The sequence below is a fragment of the Stenotrophomonas sp. PvP093 genome, assembly GCF_017876915.1.
GTDB lineage: Bacteria > Pseudomonadota > Gammaproteobacteria > Xanthomonadales > Xanthomonadaceae > Stenotrophomonas > Stenotrophomonas muris.
The window spans coordinates 1,664,197-1,681,601 of record NZ_JAGIOX010000004.1 but is presented as its reverse complement, the minus strand read 5'-3'; the positions used below and the strand labels follow the sequence as shown (position 1 = coordinate 1,681,601).

17 protein-coding genes are annotated in these 17,405 nt (G+C 67.3%); 4 read left to right on the top strand and 13 right to left on the bottom strand.

The features are described 5' to 3' along the window. Positions 1–28: 28 nt before the first annotated feature. The 11 genes from J3A72_RS10295 to J3A72_RS10245 all read right to left on the bottom strand — a co-directional run bounded on the left by J3A72_RS10295 (position 29) and on the right by J3A72_RS10245 (position 13,746). Entirely contained in the window at positions 29–277 is a 249-nt protein-coding gene (locus J3A72_RS10295; protein ID WP_075076667.1) for a hypothetical protein, read from the bottom strand. Continuing rightward, complete coding sequence (locus tag J3A72_RS10290; RefSeq protein WP_032958903.1) at positions 274–486, bottom strand: hypothetical protein; 213 nt, start codon at positions 484–486, stop codon at positions 274–276. The genes J3A72_RS10295 and J3A72_RS10290 overlap by 4 nt, the downstream gene beginning before the upstream one ends. Before the next feature lie 210 nt (positions 487–696). Then, positions 697–2,289: an alkaline phosphatase D family protein gene (locus tag J3A72_RS10285; RefSeq protein WP_075076668.1), complete on the bottom strand. Its 1,593-nt coding sequence runs from the start codon at positions 2,287–2,289 to the stop codon at positions 697–699. Beyond that, on the bottom strand, positions 2,289–4,526 hold the full coding sequence (locus tag J3A72_RS10280) for a TonB-dependent receptor (RefSeq protein WP_075076669.1): 2,238 nt from the start codon (positions 4,524–4,526) through the stop codon (positions 2,289–2,291). Before J3A72_RS10280 ends, J3A72_RS10285 begins: the two co-directional genes overlap by 1 nt. Before the next feature lie 173 nt (positions 4,527–4,699). After that, complete coding sequence (locus tag J3A72_RS10275; protein WP_014647708.1) at positions 4,700–6,130, bottom strand: replicative DNA helicase; 1,431 nt, start codon at positions 6,128–6,130, stop codon at positions 4,700–4,702. Between the two features lie 298 nt (positions 6,131–6,428). Beyond that, positions 6,429–6,989: an NAD(P)H-dependent oxidoreductase gene (locus J3A72_RS10270; RefSeq protein ID WP_075076670.1), complete on the bottom strand. Its 561-nt coding sequence runs from the start codon at positions 6,987–6,989 to the stop codon at positions 6,429–6,431. A 66-nt stretch (positions 6,990–7,055) separates the two neighbouring features. Further along, entirely contained in the window at positions 7,056–8,999 is a 1,944-nt protein-coding gene (asnB, locus tag J3A72_RS10265; RefSeq protein ID WP_075076671.1) for an asparagine synthase (glutamine-hydrolyzing), read from the bottom strand. 3 nt (positions 9,000–9,002) lie between these two features. Then, positions 9,003–11,282, bottom strand: coding sequence for a thiamine pyrophosphate-dependent enzyme (locus J3A72_RS10260; RefSeq protein WP_075076672.1), 2,280 nt, complete (start codon positions 11,280–11,282; stop codon positions 9,003–9,005). A 78-nt stretch (positions 11,283–11,360) separates the two neighbouring features. Next, positions 11,361–12,017, bottom strand: coding sequence for a glutathione S-transferase family protein (locus J3A72_RS10255; protein WP_075076673.1), 657 nt, complete (start codon positions 12,015–12,017; stop codon positions 11,361–11,363). Between the two features lie 214 nt (positions 12,018–12,231). After that, positions 12,232–12,774: a GNAT family N-acetyltransferase gene (locus J3A72_RS10250; RefSeq protein WP_053495598.1), complete on the bottom strand. Its 543-nt coding sequence runs from the start codon at positions 12,772–12,774 to the stop codon at positions 12,232–12,234. A gap of 126 nt (positions 12,775–12,900) precedes the next feature. Next, positions 12,901–13,746, bottom strand: a complete 846-nt coding sequence (locus J3A72_RS10245) for a glycine zipper 2TM domain-containing protein (protein ID WP_032958908.1) — start codon at positions 13,744–13,746, stop codon at positions 12,901–12,903. Positions 13,747–13,909: 163 nt separating this feature from the next. On the opposite strand from J3A72_RS10245, the gene J3A72_RS10240 reads away from it, so the two are divergent. Continuing rightward, a complete protein-coding gene (locus tag J3A72_RS10240; RefSeq protein WP_014647716.1) occupies positions 13,910–14,125 on the top strand; it encodes a DUF6116 family protein in 216 nt (71 codons plus the stop codon). Then, positions 14,122–14,895: a TatD family hydrolase gene (locus tag J3A72_RS10235; protein ID WP_075076674.1), complete on the top strand. Its 774-nt coding sequence runs from the start codon at positions 14,122–14,124 to the stop codon at positions 14,893–14,895. Before J3A72_RS10240 ends, J3A72_RS10235 begins: the two co-directional genes overlap by 4 nt. Before the next feature lie 34 nt (positions 14,896–14,929). Here J3A72_RS10235 and J3A72_RS10230 read toward each other — a convergent pair whose 3' ends face one another. Then, positions 14,930–15,754 (bottom strand): tRNA threonylcarbamoyladenosine dehydratase, encoded by an 825-nt coding sequence (locus J3A72_RS10230; protein ID WP_046431617.1) that lies wholly within the window; start codon positions 15,752–15,754, stop codon positions 14,930–14,932. Between the two features lie 79 nt (positions 15,755–15,833). Here J3A72_RS10230 and J3A72_RS10225 point away from each other — a divergent pair, with 79 nt between their 5' ends. Both J3A72_RS10225 and J3A72_RS10220 read left to right on the top strand, forming a co-directional pair. Next, complete coding sequence (locus tag J3A72_RS10225; protein WP_075076675.1) at positions 15,834–16,268, top strand: cytochrome c; 435 nt, start codon at positions 15,834–15,836, stop codon at positions 16,266–16,268. Positions 16,269–16,404: 136 nt separating this feature from the next. Then, positions 16,405–16,899 (top strand): glycine zipper 2TM domain-containing protein, encoded by a 495-nt coding sequence (locus J3A72_RS10220; RefSeq protein ID WP_005417545.1) that lies wholly within the window; start codon positions 16,405–16,407, stop codon positions 16,897–16,899. Between the two features lie 72 nt (positions 16,900–16,971). Here the strand turns inward: J3A72_RS10220 and J3A72_RS10215 are convergent, their stop codons facing one another. Continuing rightward, positions 16,972–17,181 (bottom strand): cold-shock protein, encoded by a 210-nt coding sequence (locus J3A72_RS10215; RefSeq protein ID WP_014647720.1) that lies wholly within the window; start codon positions 17,179–17,181, stop codon positions 16,972–16,974. Between the last annotated feature and the right edge of the window lie 224 nt (positions 17,182–17,405).

Genomic DNA, 17,405 nt, shown 5'->3' with positions numbered 1-17,405 from the left:
GCAAAGGCCGCCGAGCATGGGCTCGGCGCTACACCTTTCCAGCCGGCTTCTTCGGTGGATCCTCACAGACCTTGTGCTGTACCACCGTATCGCCGGCCTTCCATTGCTTGACCACCCGGCAGCGCACCTCGGCTTTCGGCGCAGGGACCGCCGCTGCATTGGCTTCGTCAGCCGCAGCGCTCTGCTCGCGCTCCAGCCACGCCGACGGGGGTGCCGGGGGTGCGGCCAGCACCGGGCCTGGCAACAGGACCAGACCGGCCAGCAGCACCCTCCTCATGCGGGAACCGCCCGGCCGCCAAGCAACCGCGCCGGCAGCATGAACAGCGCGCGCAGGAAGGCGAACAACGCCGAGAAGGTGATGCCGACCAGGCGGAACGGCAGGCTCAGCAGCCACACGAGCGGCCAGGCGATCAGGGCGAGGATCGCCAGCGGCCAGCACAGCACGAACAGCAGGCACCACACACCGAGCGCGAACAGGGTCTTCATCACGGTCTCCTTGGGGCGGCACCCTGCCGCCTGCGGACACCTTGGCGCCCCGCCCTCGCCGCCGGCAAACGGTTTGCGACGAAACCCGGGCTGGGGGCGATGAAATCCGGTGCAGGGCCGTCGTTGTAGAGCCGAGCCCGCGCTCGGCTGCTCTTCGTTGCGATCACAGAAAACCCGCGCTGCGCGCGACAGCCGAGCGCAGGCTCGGCTCTACAGGAGCTGCACCGCGCCCGGGCGGCCATGGGCCACCTGGAATCGCGCCGCGGTACGCACTGCGGCATCCGGGCGCAGCACGCTGTCGGCGAAGCGCAGCTCGGCGTCCACGGTCTGCCGGTTCAGCTGCAGCTTCCACCAGCCGCGGCGGTCGCCGTCGAAATAGCGGATATGCGGGTTCTGCGGAATCGATGGCCCGTAGTACGGCCCGTACGGCGTGTCGTCGCCGCCACTGCTGATCGCCGGGGCGATGAATTCGGTGGCCACGACCGGCGCGCTGGCCGCGTCGAAATCCAGCTTCAGGTCGTTGACGAAGGTGGAATGCCAGTCGCCGCCCAGCACGATGGCGTTGCCCTGCCCGCCTGCCTGCATCGCCTGCAGCAGACGCCTGCGTGCGGCGGGATAGCCATCCCAGGCGTCGTTCCAGAAGCGCTCGCGTGGCGTGCCGCCGTCCAGCCGCAGCTGCGACATAAGCAGCTGCTGCACCACCACGTTCCAGCGCGTGCCCTGCGCGGCGGCCATCGACTGCGTGAACCACGCTTCCTGCCCCGTGCCGAGCATGCTCATGCGCGGATCCAGCGCCGCTTCGCAGCGCGGTGACTCGCCCACACCGCAGGGATTGGCCGGGCGGAACTGGCGGCAGTCGAGCAGGGTCAGCTGTGCCAGATCGCCGTAACGCAGGCGCCGGTGCACGCGCAGGCCGCCATTGCCCGCAGGCGTGCTGCGCATCGGCAGGTGTTCGTAGAACGCGCGGTAGGCCACCGCGCGGCGAACGATGAAGTCCTCGATCGACACGCCGGGCTTCTCCGGATGGATGCCCGAGTAGTCGTTCTGCACCTCGTGATCGTCCCAGATCACCGCGAAGGCGTGTGCGGCATGGGCCGCCTGCAGATCCGGGTCGAGCTTGTACAGCGCGTACTGGTCACGGTAGCGCTCCAGGCTCACCGTCTCGCCACTGAAACGCGCCGCGTCCAGCATGGTGCCACGCACGTTCTGCAGCGGGCTGTATTCATACAGGTAGTCGCCGGCATGCAGCACGAGGTCGACATCGCTCCGTGCGATATCGCGCAGCACCGGATAGTAGCCACTGTTCCAGGCCTGGCAGGTGCACAGGGCCAGCCGCAGCTGCTGCAGCTGCGTGTCCGGTAGCGACGCGGTGCGGAAGTGGCCGACCGCGCTTTCCTCATCGCCATCGCAGGCGAAGCGGTAGTAGTAGTCGCGGCCCGGGCGCAGGCCATTGACCTCCACGTGCACCGAATGGGCCAGCTCCGGCACCGCGGCAGCGACGCCCCGCTGTACCAGCCGGCGCATGCCGGCGTCTTCGGCCACGAACCAGCGCACCGGCACCGCCCGCGACGGCATGCCGCCGCCGTTGAGCGGGTCCGGCGCCAGCCGCGTCCACAACACGGCCCCCTGTGGATCCGGATCACCGGCGGCGACACCAAGGGTGAACGGATCACGCCCCAGCCGCGGCCGTGGGCCGGCCGTGGCCCGCCCCGGCATCGCCGCCAGCGCGATCGCCGCCCCCGTGCCCTGCCACGCCATGCGCAGCAGGCGACGACGGCGTTCCGGATCCACAGGCCCGCGCATCAGAAGCGCACGGTGGCGGTGGCCATCACCTGGCGCGGCGCGCCGACCTGCATGGTCGCCAGGCTGCGGGTCGGGTCGGCGGCGTAGGTGCCGTTGGTGTTGATCGAAGACAGGTAGCGCTTGTCGGTCAGGTTGGTCAGGTTCAGCGCCATGGTCAGGTTCTGCGCCGGGCCCAGCGCGCCGAAGTCATAGGCCACGGAGGCATTGACCAGCCAGTAGCTCGGCACCGACTCGTCGTTGGTATAGGTCACGTAGCGCTTGCCGACGTGGTTGGCCGACAGGCGCATGTCCCAGGGGCCCGGGGTCCAGGCCAGGGTGCTGGCGAACATCCATTCGGGGGTGTCGACGGTCTTCTTGCCGCGGGTCGGCACCACGCCATTGTTCACGTAGTCGTTGTCGTAGGCGCTGTCATTCCAGGACAGCGCGTTGGACCAGGCCAGGTCCTGCATCGGCTTCAGCTGCAGTGTCGCCTCGGCGCCGCGGCTGGTCACCGAACCGACGTTGGAGAACAGCGCCGGGCAGCCGAGGATGCCCACGCACTGGGCGATCGCCAGCAGGCGGTTGTCGAACTTGACGTCGTACACCGCAACCGAGGCTTCATAGCCCTTCCCGTAGCCGCGCCAGCCCAGTTCCAGGGTGCGTGACTGTTCCGGCTTCAAGTCCTGCGCGCTGGCATCGAACGCCGCCTGCGGCACGTTGAACGGGCTGCCCACGCCCAACGCGTAGGCGGCGATGTTCCTGGCGAACGAACCGAAGATCTCGTTGCCTTCGTTGAGCTTGAAGTTGAAACCCGCCTGAGGCAGCAGGCCCTTCTTCGAAGTCAGGCTGCTGTTGTTGGCATAGCTGCCCAGTGGCGTGCGCACGCGGGTGCGGGTGTGCGGCGACTTTGCACCGATGTCGATGGTCAGCCGGTCATCGAACAGGCGGAAGCGGTCCTGCACGTAGAACTGGCGGGTAATGGTGGTGTAGCGCTGGTGCCACACGCGCTGGTCCGGGTTGCGCAGGAAGAAGTCGTCGGTGACCGGGCCGTCGATGTAGTAGAAGTTGCGCTGCACGCTGTGGCCGTTGTCCTCGTACCAGAGGCCGGCTTCCAGGTCGTGGCCGCCGACGTTCCAGGTGAACGCCGAGGTCACGCCGGTACGGTCGATCGCGTACTCGGTGGTGCGGATCGAGATCGGAATCTCGCGACCGGTGCCCGGGTTGGACGGATTGGACGGGCTGAACCAGTGGCCCTGGCCACGGTTGCTGTGGTTGTAGACGTTGACCTTCAGCCGCATCGACTCGTTCAGGCCGAAATCGCCGGCGATGCTGGACAGGTCATCGTTGCGCAGGCCGTGGCCGGAGTAGTACGCATCCCAGGGGCTGTTGACGCCGCCCGTGAACCTGCCGCGCGCGGCGGCGACGGCACGATCCCAGTCTGGCGCGTAGTTGTCCCAGTCCCAGCCAAGGCGATCGATCATCTCCAGCGACAGGTCCTGGTAGTCCGCCTCGACGCGGCGCGAGGCGTTGAACAGCGCGGTGATCCTGCTGTCCGTTGCGAAATTGTAGGTGGCCTTGCCGTTGAACTGTTTCAGCTCCTGCGAGCCCTTGCCCTTCCACTTGTCGCCTTCGGAGTACACGCCGGACAGATAGGCCGCAAAGCCCTGGTGCTCACCGGTCTCCAGGCGCGCATAGCTGCGCCGCGCGCTGTCGCTGCCGAAGCCCTGCGCCAGCACCACGCCGTACTCGGTGGACGGATCGATCGAATAGAACTGGAACACGCCACCGAGGTTGCTGGTGGACGGCGTACCCAGCGCGCCGATGCCGGTGGACACTTCGGCTCCGCCCAGGTTCTCGCTGATCACGGCACGGCTGATGTGCAGGCCGTTGCTGTTGCCATAGGCCATGTTGCCCAGCGGGATGCCATCGAGCGTGTAGCCCAGGCGGCTCTGGTTGAAGCCACGCAGGCTGATGGTGGTGGACCATTCGTAGGCGCCGGTGGCATCGGCCGACTCGAAGTGAACGCCCGGCTTGCTGGCCAGCAGCTTCAGTGGGTTCGCACCGGGCGGCAGGATCTTCATGTCCTCGGCGGTCACGCGCTGCACCTGGCGGGCTTCACCGCGGCCGATCACCGAGATCGAATCGAGGGTGGTCGCCGACGGTGCGTCGGGGGCGGTTTCAGCGGCAGCGAGCGACGGCAGCGAAGCACAGACCAGCAGGGCCAGCAGATTGCGGCGAAGCGAAGCGTGGGACGACATGGAGGTGGATTCCTTGGGCACGCTGGACGCCGAAGGGCGGCGTCGAAGGGCAGCAGCGGCGGAATCGTAGAAGCGGCGCGTTACATGTCATTTACACGCCACATGCGGAATCCTTGCGTTCCGAATGGTTTACCGTCCGGAAGGCGATTGCCGGCCAGCGGCCGGCATGGCCGTTATTCGAACGAGCCGACCGAATCGTGGGCCAGGTTGTCGAAGCGGGTGTACTCGCCGAAGAACTTCAGCTTGCACGAGCCGGTCGGGCCACCACGGTGCTTGCCGATGATGATCTCGGCCAGGCCCTTGTCCGGCGAGTTTTCCTTGTTGTAGTAGTCGTCGCGGTAGATGAACACGATCATGTCCGCGTCCTGCTCGATTGCGCCCGACTCGCGAAGGTCGGCCATCACCGGGCGCTTGTCGGTACGCGTTTCCAGCGAGCGGTTGAGCTGTGACAGCGCGATCACCGGCACATTCAATTCCTTGGCCAGGCCCTTCAACGAACGCGAGATCTCCGAGATTTCGGTCGCGCGGTTTTCGCTGTTGCCGGGTACGCTCATCAGCTGCAGGTAGTCGATCACGATCAGGCCGAGGTCATGCTCGCGCTTGAGGCGGCGGCACTTGGAGCGCAGCACTTCCGGCGACACGCCCGGCGTATCGTCGATGAAGATCTTGGTTTCCTTCAGCATCTTGATCGCGCTGGTGACGCGGCTCCAGTCCTCGTCTTCCAGCTGGCCGGTACGCAGGCGCTGCGCGTTGATGCGGCCATTGGAGGAAATCAGGCGCATCGCCAGCTGCGATGCCGACATTTCCATCGAGAACACCGCCACGCCCTTCTTCGACTTGATCGCCGCGTACTCGGCGATGTTCAGCGCGAAGGTGGTCTTGCCCATGGCCGGGCGCGCGGCGAGGATGATCAGATCGGTCGGCTGCAGGCCGGCGGTCATCGCATCGAAATCGGTGTACCCGGTCGGCAGGCCGGTGATGTTGCCGCCGTTCTCGAAGCGGTTGCGCAGCTCCTCGAATGCATCCTTCAGCGCACCGGGCATGGCCACGAAATCGGTGCGACCACGTGCGCCCTGTTCGGCAATGGCGAACACGCTCTTTTCCGCCGAGGCCAGCAGCTCGCTGCTGTCGCGGCCTTCGGGCTGGAAACCGTCGTTGACGATGTCGGTGCCCACCTGGATCAGCTGGCGCAACACTGCCTTGTCACGCACGATCTCGGCGTAGGCCACGATGTTGGCAGCCGACGGCGTGGTACTGGCCAGTTCGATCAGGTAGGCGCCGTCGCCCACCAGTTCCATCTTGCCCTGCGACTCGAACCACTCGCCCAGGGTCACCGCATCGAACGGACGCTCGCGCTCGGAGAGCTCGCGGATCGCCCGATAGATCATCTGGTGGTCGCGACGGTAGAAGTCGCCTTCGGTCAGCTGGTCATTGACGCGGTCATACGCTTCGGGCGCCAGCATCAGCCCCCCCAGCACCGCCTGCTCGGCTTCCACCGAATGCGGCGGTACCCGCAACTGGTCGATGCGCGACTCGTCGCGATCGCGATCGAAGCCATCACCGCGCTCTCTGCGGTTGGAACGGAAGCCGGGACGAGCGGACATGCTGCGGTGTTTCCTGCAAAAGTGGGCCAGACGAGTGTAGGCATGCGCCGACCCCGGCGACCATGGACAAGCCTGTGGATAAGCCGTGGAGAAACGGGGGATATCCGCCGGCGCCTGGCCAGACTGGCGTGGGGGCGTCGCACTGCCTGCGACAGGCGCCATTGCGGCACCCGAGCGGAGCATTATCGCAGATCAGGCGCCACGGGTCGGAGCCCGTCGCTGCGCGTCAGGATCCGACCCCGGGGCGTGGTTGGGGTCGGATCCCTCTGCGACGCAGGGAACTCCGACCCCGCAGGCGTCAATCGCCCTTGACGTGCACCGCGATCAGCGCCAGGAACCGGTCCACGTAGCCCTGCAGGAACTTCTGCGTGCCCTCGTTGTGGATCGTGCCGTCGGCATCGATCAGGCCCTCCTTGAAGTGGATGAACGCCTCGGGCTGCCCAAGCACATGCATGTCCAGGAAGGCCAGGGTGTTGCGCAGGTGCTGCTGGGCCACGGCGGTACCGATCTGGCCGATGGAGGCGCCGATCACCGCCGCCGGCTTGCCGGCAAACGCACTGTCACCGTAGGGACGCGAGCCGATATCGATGGCGTTCTTGAGCACGCCCGGCACCGACCGGTTGTATTCGGGGGTGACGAACAGCACCGCGTTGGCGGCGCGCACCTGGTCCTTCAGTCGGGTACCCTGCGCCGGGTACTGCGCGTCGAAGTCCTGGTCATACAACGGCAGGTCGCCGATCTGCACGTACTGGAAGCGTGCGCGATCACCGGCGATCTTCTCCAGCGCATGGGCCAGCTTGCGGTTGCACGAGTCCTTGCGCAGGCTGCCGACGAACACGGCGATGGTGGGGACGGACATCGGGACATACTCCTCATGGTGCGGGAGGCCCAGCCTAGTCGCCGGGCCCGTGCAGGCCGGTGAAGATCAGCCGCCCACAATGCCTGCGCGCACCTGCCGCCAATGCGCCTGCCAGGCCTGGAACATCAGCACGTTCCACAGATGGGTATGCCACTTGCGCTGCCCTCCCAGGAACTGCTGCCACAGCGGCTGCACCGCCGCCGCCGACAGCACGCCCTCACGCTCCAGCCGCGCCGGCAGCAGCAGGTCCTCGGCCCAGGGCCGCAGGTCGCCTTTCAGCCAGTCACTGACCGGCGCGCCGAAACCGCGCTTGGGACGGTGCACCATCGAATGCGGCACGTAACGGCCCAGCACGCGCTTGAGCAGCACCTTGCTGGTGGTCTCGCTGCGCTTGAAGCCCAACGGCAGCGACCAGGCGAACTCGGCCACCCGCCAGTCCAGCAGCGGTGCGCGCGCCTCCAGGCTGACCGCCATCGAGGTGCGGTCGACCTTGCACAACAGATCGTCCGGCAGGTAGGTCACGAAATCGGCCAGCATCATCGCGTCGGCCGGCGTACCCGCGCCGTGCAGCGGATCGGCCAGGTCGTAGAAGCTGCCGGCGGCCCGCGCGCCGGTCACCGCCGCGGCCGGGTCGCGCCAGCGCGAGATGCGGTTGCGGTAGACGTCGCCGATGCCACGCGCACCGGTCTCAGCCAGCAGCGCGGCCAGGCCGCCGGTGCGCGAGGCTTCGCCCTGCTGCTGCGCACGCGCGCCCATCCAGCGCCGCAGCGGCCCCGGCACGCGGCCGAGCATCTGCCAGTTGCGCAGCGCGCGTACATACCGGGTATAGCCGAAGAACAGCTCATCGCCACCGTCACCAGACAGCGCCACGGTCACGCCCTGCCGCGCCAGCCGGGCGACCAGCGCGGTCGGCACCTGCGACGCGTCGGCAAAAGGCTCATCGAACATCGCCGGCAACTGCGGCACCACCGCCAGCGCGTCGGCGCCGCTGACGTACAACTCGGTATGGTCACAGCCCAGGTGGGCCGCCAGCTCCCGGGCCAGCGGCGCCTCGTCATGTCCCGAATCGGTGAAGCCGATGCTGAAGCTGTGCACCGGCTGCCCGCTCTGGGCCTGCATCAGCGACGCCACCAGTGAGGAATCGGTGCCACCGGACAGGAATACGCCGACCGGCACGTCGGCCACCATGCGTAGCGCCACCGCGTCGCGCAGCAGCGTGTCCAGCTGTTCCTCGGCATCCTCGATGCGGCCCTGGAAGGGTGCGGCCAGCGCCGCCTGCATGCGCGCGCGCGCATCCCAGTACGGCCGCTGTGCCTGTTCCGGACGATGCGCGGATGCGCCGGCAGCGACGGCCGCCGCGTCCAGGCGCAACACCCGGCCCGGCATCAGCTTGTAGCAGCGCTGGTGGATGCTGTGCGGCGCCGGGATGTAATCCAGCCGCAGCAGCAAGGTGAGCGCATCGCGGTCGATGTCGTTGTCGAACGCCGGGTGCTGCCAGAGCGCCTTCAGTTCCGAACCGAACACCAGCGTGTCGCCGGCCCAGCCGTAGTACAGCGGCTTCTTGCCGACGCGATCGCGGGCCAGCCACAGGCAACGCTCCTGGCGGTCCCACAGCGCGATGGCGAACATGCCGTTGCAGCGCTGCAGGGTGTCTTCCACGCCCCATTGCAGGATCGCCGCCAGCAGTACTTCGGTATCGGAATGGCCGCGGAAGGCATGCCCCAGCAGCTCCAGTTCCTCGCGCAGGGCGGCGAAGTTGTAGACCTCGCCGTTGTAGGCCATCACGTAGCGGCCGTCGGCCGAGGCCATCGGCTGGTGGCCCAGCGGGGACAGGTCGAGGATGCTCAGGCGGCGATGCGCCAGCGCGATGCCCGCCTCGGCATCGACCCAGCTGCCGCCATCATCGGGCCCGCGGTGGTGCAGCGCCTGGCCCATGGCCAGGGCCTGCGCCTGCAGCGCCTCGGCCGACGCCAGCGGCGCCGGCAACAACATTCCCGCCAATCCACACATGCATCAGGGTTCCTGCGCCAGGTCGAGGGCGGCGCCAATCACCGCATTGTCGCTTGGAAGCCCGAACATTGCTGCCCCCGCCAGTGGCGTGTAGGTGTCGGCACCACAGACCCGGCGCAACGGCAGATGGCCGAACCCGGCCTCGACCAGCGCGGTGACCACGCCCTCGCCCACCCCGCCGCTGTGGCGGCCTTCATCCAGCACCAGCACCCGCCGTGCGCTGGCGGCCTGGGCAGTGATGAAGCCGGCGTCCAGCGGTACCAGCCAGCGCAGGTCGACCACCCGCACCTGCCAGCCCAGCTGCTGCTCGATCGCCCGCGATGCGCGCAATGCCATCGGCACGCCGTTGCCATAGGTATAGATCACCAGGTCGCCGGCCTCCGGCGCATAGACCCGGCCCTCCCCCGGCACCAGCGACTGGCCCTGTGCGGGGAAGTCGAACAGCCACTGGCCATCGCCGGCTTCGTGCAGGTCCTTGCTCATGTATAACGCGATCGGCTCCAGGAACACCGCCACCCGCCCATCCACCCGCGCCAGTGCGGCCAGCGTGCGCAGCATCATCACCGCATCGTCGCCACGCGACGGGCAGCCCACCACCAGCCCCGGGATGTCGCGCAACGCGGTGATCGAGTTGTCGTTGTGGAAGTGGCCACCGAAGCCCTTCTGGTACCCCAGCCCGGCCACCCGCACCAGCATCGGGTTGCGGTACTGGTCGTTGGAGAAGAACTGCAGCGAACACGCTTCGCCGCGCACCTGGTCGATGGCGTTGTGCAGATAGGCCAGGTACTGGATCTCCGGAATCGGCAGCATGCCCAGGTTGGCCAGGCCCTGAGCCATGCCCAGGATCATGGTCTCGTCCAGCAGGGTGTTGAACACCCGGCGTGGGCCGAAGCGGCGCAGCAGATCCTTGGTGACGGTGTAGACACCGCCCTTCTGTGCGACGTCCTCACCGAACAGCAGGCTCTGCGGATACTTCGCCAGCAGTTCCTGCAGGGCATGGTTGATCTGGATCGCGAGGTGGCGTGGCGCCTGCCGTTCGGGCAACGCCTCCGCACCGCCATACAGCGCTTCACGCGTTCCGGCGGGCACCTCGCGCCGTGCTTCGGCCTGCACCGCAGCCGGCGTATAGGGCGCAAGCGGCTCCATCACTTCCCGCAGCGACTGCAGCTTCGGCCGTCCTTCGGCATCGGCGGCGGCGGCCATGCAGCGCGCGCGCATCGTCTCGTAGGCCACCTCGATGGCGGCCGCATCCATCCAGCCCGATTCCATCGCGATCTGTGCCGAGCGCAGCAGCGGATCCTGCGCCTCGGCCGCGCACAGCTCCGGCAACGCGCGCCATTCCACCTCGAAGTCGGTGCCGGCGTGCCCCATCAGGCGCGTGGTGCGCAGATGCAGGAAGGTCGGCCGCCGCGTACGCCGGCAGTGCTCCACCGCCGCCTGCACCTGCGCATGGCCGGTGGCCAGGTCGAGGCCATCGGCGTAGAAATAGTCCAGCCCGGGCTGACCGCTGAAGCGTTCGGCGATCCAGCCTTCAGGCGTTTTCACCGAGATGCCCAGGCCATTGTCCTCGCAGACGAACAGGACCGGTGCCGGCAGCTTCTGGTAGGCCGACCACATCGCGGTGTTGAACGCGGTCTGCGCGGTGGCATGGTTGGCCGAGGCGTCGCCGAACGAGCACAGTACGATGCTGTCGGCCGGAATCGGCAGTTCGTGGCCCAGCCGCTTGCCGCTTTCGAGGGCCAGCGCGGTGCCCAGCGCTTTCGGCAGATGCGAGGCGATGGTCGAGGTCTGCGGCAGCACCCACAACGGTTTGCTGCCCCACACCTTGTGCCGCCCCCCGCTGGCCGGGTCATCGGCGCTGGCAGCAAAGGACAGCGCGGCATCGCGCAGCGGGTCGATCCCCGGCACCTGGCGTGAACGCTCGGCCATGAAGGCACCGGAGCGATAGTGCAGGAATGCAGGATCCGTATGCCGGCAGGCCCGCGCCAGCAGCGCGTTGCCTTCGTGGCCGGATGAACCGATGGTGTAGAAGACCTTGTTCTGCACGCGCAGCACGCGCGCCATCAAGTCCAGCTGGCGGCTGGCCAGCTGCGAATCGAACAGCTCGCCAAACGCGGCGGCGGTAAGCGTGCTGCCCGGCAGGATCGGCGCATCCGGCGCCGGGCGCGGGCGCGGGGTACCGCGCCAGCCACGCACCGCGTCGAGGAAATTGGCGTCGCACACGTCGGCGCGGTTGAGCACGCGCATGCGTGCGGGAATCGGATCTGGAACCACAGCGAACATCGAACACCCTCCGTGTCGTTGTTGCATTCCGCCCGGGGTTGGCCAGGCGCTACCCTGTGGGGATCACCTTGGTGAGAGTCATGCGGCCTCGAAGCGGGCGCGCACCTCAGCGGTCACCGCCGGCATCGGCAGGAAGCGCGGCTGCCCGCGCACGCGCTGCAACCAGGCGCGAACTTCCGGGAACGGCTGCAGGCTGATTCCACCCTCGCCTGCGACGTCGGTGTAGGCGAACAGCGCGATGTCGGCGATGCCGTACCCACTGCCGGTGAACCATTGCGCATTACGCAGGTGCTGCTCCATCACCGCCAGTGCAGTGGCGGCGCGCTCGTGCAGGCGTGGCAGTTCGGCGCGGCGCGGCGACCCAGGCGGGGTCCAGCCGCGGATGAAGCGCGCGACCGCTACGCACGGCTCGTGCGTGTACTGCTCGAAGAACATCCAGCTCAGTGCCTGCGCGCGCTCCCAGCCATCGGTGGGCAGGTAGGGCGTGCCTTCGGCCAGCCAGAAAAGGATCGCATTGGACTCGGTCAGCACGCGGCCATCGTCGCGGACGATCAACGGCACCTTGGCATTGGGATTGAGCGCGAGGAACTCGGGGGTGTGGGTCTGGCCGTGGGCACTGTCCACTTCCACCCAGCGGTAGCGGCTGCCGAGCTGCTCCAGCAGCAGGCGGACCTTGTGGCAATTGCCTGACACCGACATGCCGTGCACCGTCAACGGGACGCGCTCTTCCACCATTGCCTGCTCCCTCGGATCCGGCCGGCGGCCGGCTGCGTGCAGTCTGGCAAGCACGCCAGTGAATGCCAAGCGCGGGTGCAGCATGACTACACGGTCGTGCCGGCCGCTGGCCGGCAACCTCGATGCAGCTGGTAGTGCCGGGCGCTGGCCGGCATCCTCGATGCGGCTGGATCCAAGCGATTGCCGGCCAGCGGCCGGCACTACCAAGCCACGCTCAGCGCGCGCGTTGCCGCCACTGTTCGCGCGACTGGCCCCAGATCTGCATGGGCTTGTCGTTGTATGGCGCTGGCAACTCCCCCATGCGCAGCAGGGTGCTTCCCAGCTTGCGTGCCACGGCCCGCGAGTTGTCGTTGTCCTCGGCGATGGTATGGATCACCTCAGCCCAGCCCAGCGTATCGAACGCCCAGTCGATCGCCGCGACCGCCGCCTCCGGCGCATAGCCCCGGCCCCAGCTGGCATGGCGGATGCCCCAACCGACCTCGGTACCCGGCCAGTCCTGCGGCTGCCACGGTCCCATCCGCCCGATCCAGTCGCCGCTGGATTTCTCGATCACGCTGAACATTGAGAAGCCGAACAGCTGCCAGGCGCCGGCCAGGCTGCAGAAACCGCGCCAGGCCACCGAGGGTGGCTGCACGCCGCCCAGGGTACGCATCGTGGCCTCGTCGGCGCAGAACGCCAGGTACGGCTCGTAGTCCTCGCGAAGCAGCGGGCGCAGGATCAGCCGCTCGGTTTCGATGCGCAGGTCGAAGATGCTCATGCCGGCTCCATGTCGAAGGGGGCACCCATGATGGAGGATGGCTTCCCTGCGCGGATGAATATCGCCGGTCGCAATGAAACGGGCCGGCATGAGCCGGCCCGTCAGGTACTGCATGCTGCGCCGGGATTACTGGCGCGTGGCTGCGGCAGTGGCACCGGCGGCAGCGGTCTGCGTGACCAGCTGGCCATCGACCACCGGCAGGCGATCGCTGGCCGGCTTGTTGTCCATGCGCACGGTCTTCTCCGCGCCGTCATAGCGGTAGGTCACGTTGTAACCCTTCACCACGTCGTTGGTACCCATGGCAATGCGGTTGCCCGGCTTGCTGGCCATGCGCATGGTGCCGGTGGTGCCATCCTCATTGCGATAGGTCACGTTGTAGCCGGTGACGCGGCTCGACTCGGAGGTGGCGGTCTCGGTGTGGCACTGGCGCTCGGTGCGGTTGACCACACGGCCACCCACATGGCGCTTGTCGATCTGGTTGCCGATGAAGCCGCCGGCCACGGCACCGGCGGCGGTCGCGGCCTTCTTGCCGTTGCCGCCACCGACCTGGTTGCCGAGCAGGCCACCGACCACAGCGCCGACCACGGTGCCGCCGACGTTGCCATCACGTTCCGGCAGGCGTTCCTGCACCGTCACGTCCTGGCAGACCTCGTGCGGGGTCTGGGTGGTGGAGGTCTCGCGCACCGCATCGGTGCCGATCACGGTGGCGTAGGCCTTCTGCTTCTCGGTGATCGGGTCAACCTTCAGCACATCGGCATATTCAAGCCCGCGCGGCGCGGACGGGTCCAGCTTGTCACCACGTGCGCCGTCGTCAGAAGCGTTACCTTCAACGAGGCGCGATTCACCATTGGGGGTTCCGGCGCTGATGGAATCGGGCGACTTGTCACCACTCTTCATGAAGGCGGCGGTGGCGATGCCACCGACCAGCAGCGCGCCCGCTGCGACCAGGACAGTTGTAGTTGTGCTTTTCATGACCTGCTCCTTGCGGACCATCCGCAACGTTCTCGGGGCAGATTGCAGCATGCGCTGCCTGAACGGAATCTCCACATTTCCTGCTCATTCCGATAACCCATTCAGCATCGGGAAATGCTGGGCCCGTGGTAGCGTTTGCATATTCCCCACGAGGCTTCCCGCCATGGCCAACCCGATGCTGCTGCCGGTACTGCAATGGGCCCGCCGGCTGCGCTACCCCACCCTGTTCAAGCTCACCGCCGGCCTGTTCGTGCTGACCTTGTTCATCCCGGACCCGATCCCGTTCGTCGATGAGCTGGTGCTGGGCTTCGGCACGCTGCTGCTGGCCAACTGGAAGAGCCGTAACGCCGCAACACCTCCGCCGCTGGAACAGCGTTGAGCATCCTGGTTGACAGCCACTGCCATCTGGATGCCAGCGGGTTCGACCGTGACCGCGCTGCGGTGATCGAGCGTGCGCAGGCCGCGGGGGTGCGCCAGCAGGTGGTACCGGCGGTGACCGCGGCCAGCTGGCCGAAGCTGCGTGAGGTCTGCCAGCAGGCGCCGGGGCTGTACCCGGCCTACGGCCTGCATCCGATGTTCCTGGCCGATCACCAGCCCGGGCACCTGCCACTGCTGCGCGAGTGGATCGAGCGCGAACGCCCCTGTGCGATCGGCGAATGCGGCCTGGACTTCTTTGTCGAAGGGCTGGACGCCGACGTCCAGCAGGCGTATTTCATCGGCCAGCTGGAACTGGCCCGCGAATTCGAGTTGCCGGTGATCGTGCACGCGCGACGCGCGGTGGATGCGGTGATCGCCGCCATCCGCCGCGTCGGCGGCCTGCGCGGCGTGGTGCACAGCTTTTCCGGCAGCCCGGAACAGGCCGCGCAACTGCACAGGCAGGGCTTCCTGCTCGGCCTCGGTGGCCCACTGACCTACGATCGCGCGCAACGGCTGCAGCGGCTGGTGCGCGAGATGCCGCTGGAACAGTTGCTGCTGGAAACCGACGCGCCCGACCAGCCCGACGCCGGCATCCGCGGCCAGCGCAACGAGCCAGCGCGGCTGGCGACCATTGCCCGGCACGTGGCCGCACTGCGCGGGATGGAGCTGGAAGCCGTGGCCCAGGCCACGACGGAGAATGCGCGGCGATTGTTCGCGCTGCCGGCAATGTAACGGGCAGGTGCCGGCCGCTGGCCGGCACGATCCATCACACCTCGCTGGCCTCTACCGCATCCACCTTCACCTTCTTCGGCTCCAGCAGCATCTCCAGCGCCTTGCCAACCGCCGCGAAGGCGAACGCGCCGGTGATGTGGGTTGCCGCGCCCAGGCCGGCACCACAGTCCAGCTTCAACGCCGCATCGGCGCCCAGGTTCGGACGGATGCCGCAGACGCTGCCATCGGCCTGCGGGTACTTCACATTCTCCAGCGAATACACCGCCGGTACGCCGAAATAGCGCTTGGCGTTCTTCGGGAAGTTGAATTCGCTGCGCAGCTTCTTGCGGATCAGCGCCAGCATGGCGTCGTGCTCGGTGCGAGAGACATCGCGGATGCGCACCAGGGTCGGGTCGGTACGGCCACCGGCGGCACCGACGGTCAGCAACGGCAGCTTGCGGCGGCGGCACCATGCGATCGTCTCGACCTTGACCCGGAAGCTGTCGCAGGCATCGATCACCAGATCGAACCCCCGGTCCAGCAGCTCGGCCATGTTGGACACGGTCAGGAATGCCTGCACCGCGTCGACCCCGATGTCCGGATTGATCGCACGGCAACGCTCGGCCATCGCCTCGGCCTTGTTGCGGCCGTAGTTGCCTTCCATCGCCGGCAGCTGCCGGTTGGTGTTGGACACGCAGATATCGTCGGCATCGATCAGGGTCAGGTGGCCGACGGCCGAACGGGCCAGCGCCTCCACCACCCACGAGCCGACGCCGCCCATGCCGACCACCGCCACGCGGCTGCCCTGCAGGCGCTCGAGTGCACCCACGCCGTACAGCCGTTCGATGCCGGCGAAGCGTTGTTTGACCTGTTCGTTCATCGGGCTATTTTAACGTGCAGGTGCTGGCGCCCGCAGTACGCCGGCGTCGAACCCACCGTTGCACGCCCGGAGTGCCCGCATGAATGCCAGCCCGCCCCGCAGCCTGTCCAGCGCCCATCGCTACCTGTTCGTGCTCTGCCTGGGCCTGCTGATCGGCCTGATCGCCACGGTAATGGTCGGCCGCGCCCTGCAGGCGCGTCGCGATCCGTTCCCGGGCAGCCTGATGCAGGTGATGCAGCGGCAGTCACAGCTGCTGCAGCAGGCCCAGCTGCAGAACCGCTGCAGCCTGGCTGACAGCGTGCTGCGGCTGCAGGTGCTGCGCCTGCTGTCCAATGACCTGGACCAGGCGTTTCCCGGGCTGAAGGACAGTGCGCAGTTCCAGCAGCACGCCAGCCAGCTGCGCGGCAACCTCAACACGGCGCTGGCCTCACCCCCCGGCGACTGCAGGGCCCTCGCCCAGCTGGTGGAAACACTGCAGGCGGACTGCCGCGCCTGCCACCAGGATTTCCGCTGAGCCGCATTCATCCTGCAGCCGGGCAGCACGCACACGGTTGGCGCGTTGTTCACGTTCGAAAGGAGAGGATTCGTCCACCCTGCTGCACGACGCAGTACCACCCAACCCACCCGCCTTCACGGCCAGGAGACGCCCCATGAAGATCCAGCTCATCGCCGCCAGCGCCATCGCTACCCTCGCGCTGGCTGGCTGTGCCACCTCGCCCGGTTACAGCGGCGGTGGTTACAACAACGGCTACAACAACGGCGGCTACGGCAACAATGGCGGCTACAACCAGGGCCGTTGCGCTGACTGTGGCATCGTCACCCGCATCAACACCGTGCCCTCGGGCCGCACCGCGCCCAGCGCGACCGGCGCGATCCTCGGCGGCATCGTCGGCGCCGTGGCCGGCCATGAAATCTCCGACCACACCGGTGGCAGCCGTGGCAACAAGAACATCGCCGCCGCCGCAGGCGCGGTCGGTGGTGCCCTGGCCGGCAACCAGATCCAGAAGAACGTCACCAGCGATACCTATGACATCAGCGTGCGCATGGATGATGGCCGCACCATCGTGGTCAACCAGCGCGATCTCGGCGGCATCCGCGAGAACACCTACGTGCGCGTCGTCAATGGCAAGGTCATCCTGCGCTGACCTGCACCGGGCCAACGGCAAAGAAAAAGGCCCGCTTGCGCGGGCCTTTTTCATGCCGACGGGCGGCGGGTATTACACCGGCTGCACCTTGTCAGCCTGCAGGCCCTTCTGGCCCTGCACGACTTCGAAGCTCACAGTCTGGCCTTCCTTGAGGCTCTTGAAGCCCTGGGTCTCGATGGCGCGGAAGTGCACGAACACGTCCTCGCCATTCTGCCGGCTGATGAAGCCGAAGCCCTTCGCATCATTGAACCACTTTACGGTACCGGTCTCGCGCTCAGCCATCTCACTAACTCCCTTTGACTCTCTCTTGTTGTTGGAAACGCCCGGTGGGCGGCTGACAAGCAAGGGGGAAGCGAGGTGCATCGATGCAGCGGATCGGAAAGATCTTGCTTCATCAGGCCACGATCCACGGTGACCTTGCCAAGCTCAGCGACTGCAACTTAACCCGCCCAAAACGAAAAAGCAACTGGCAAAATCTTTCACTGTCAACCCCAAAACGGCCACCA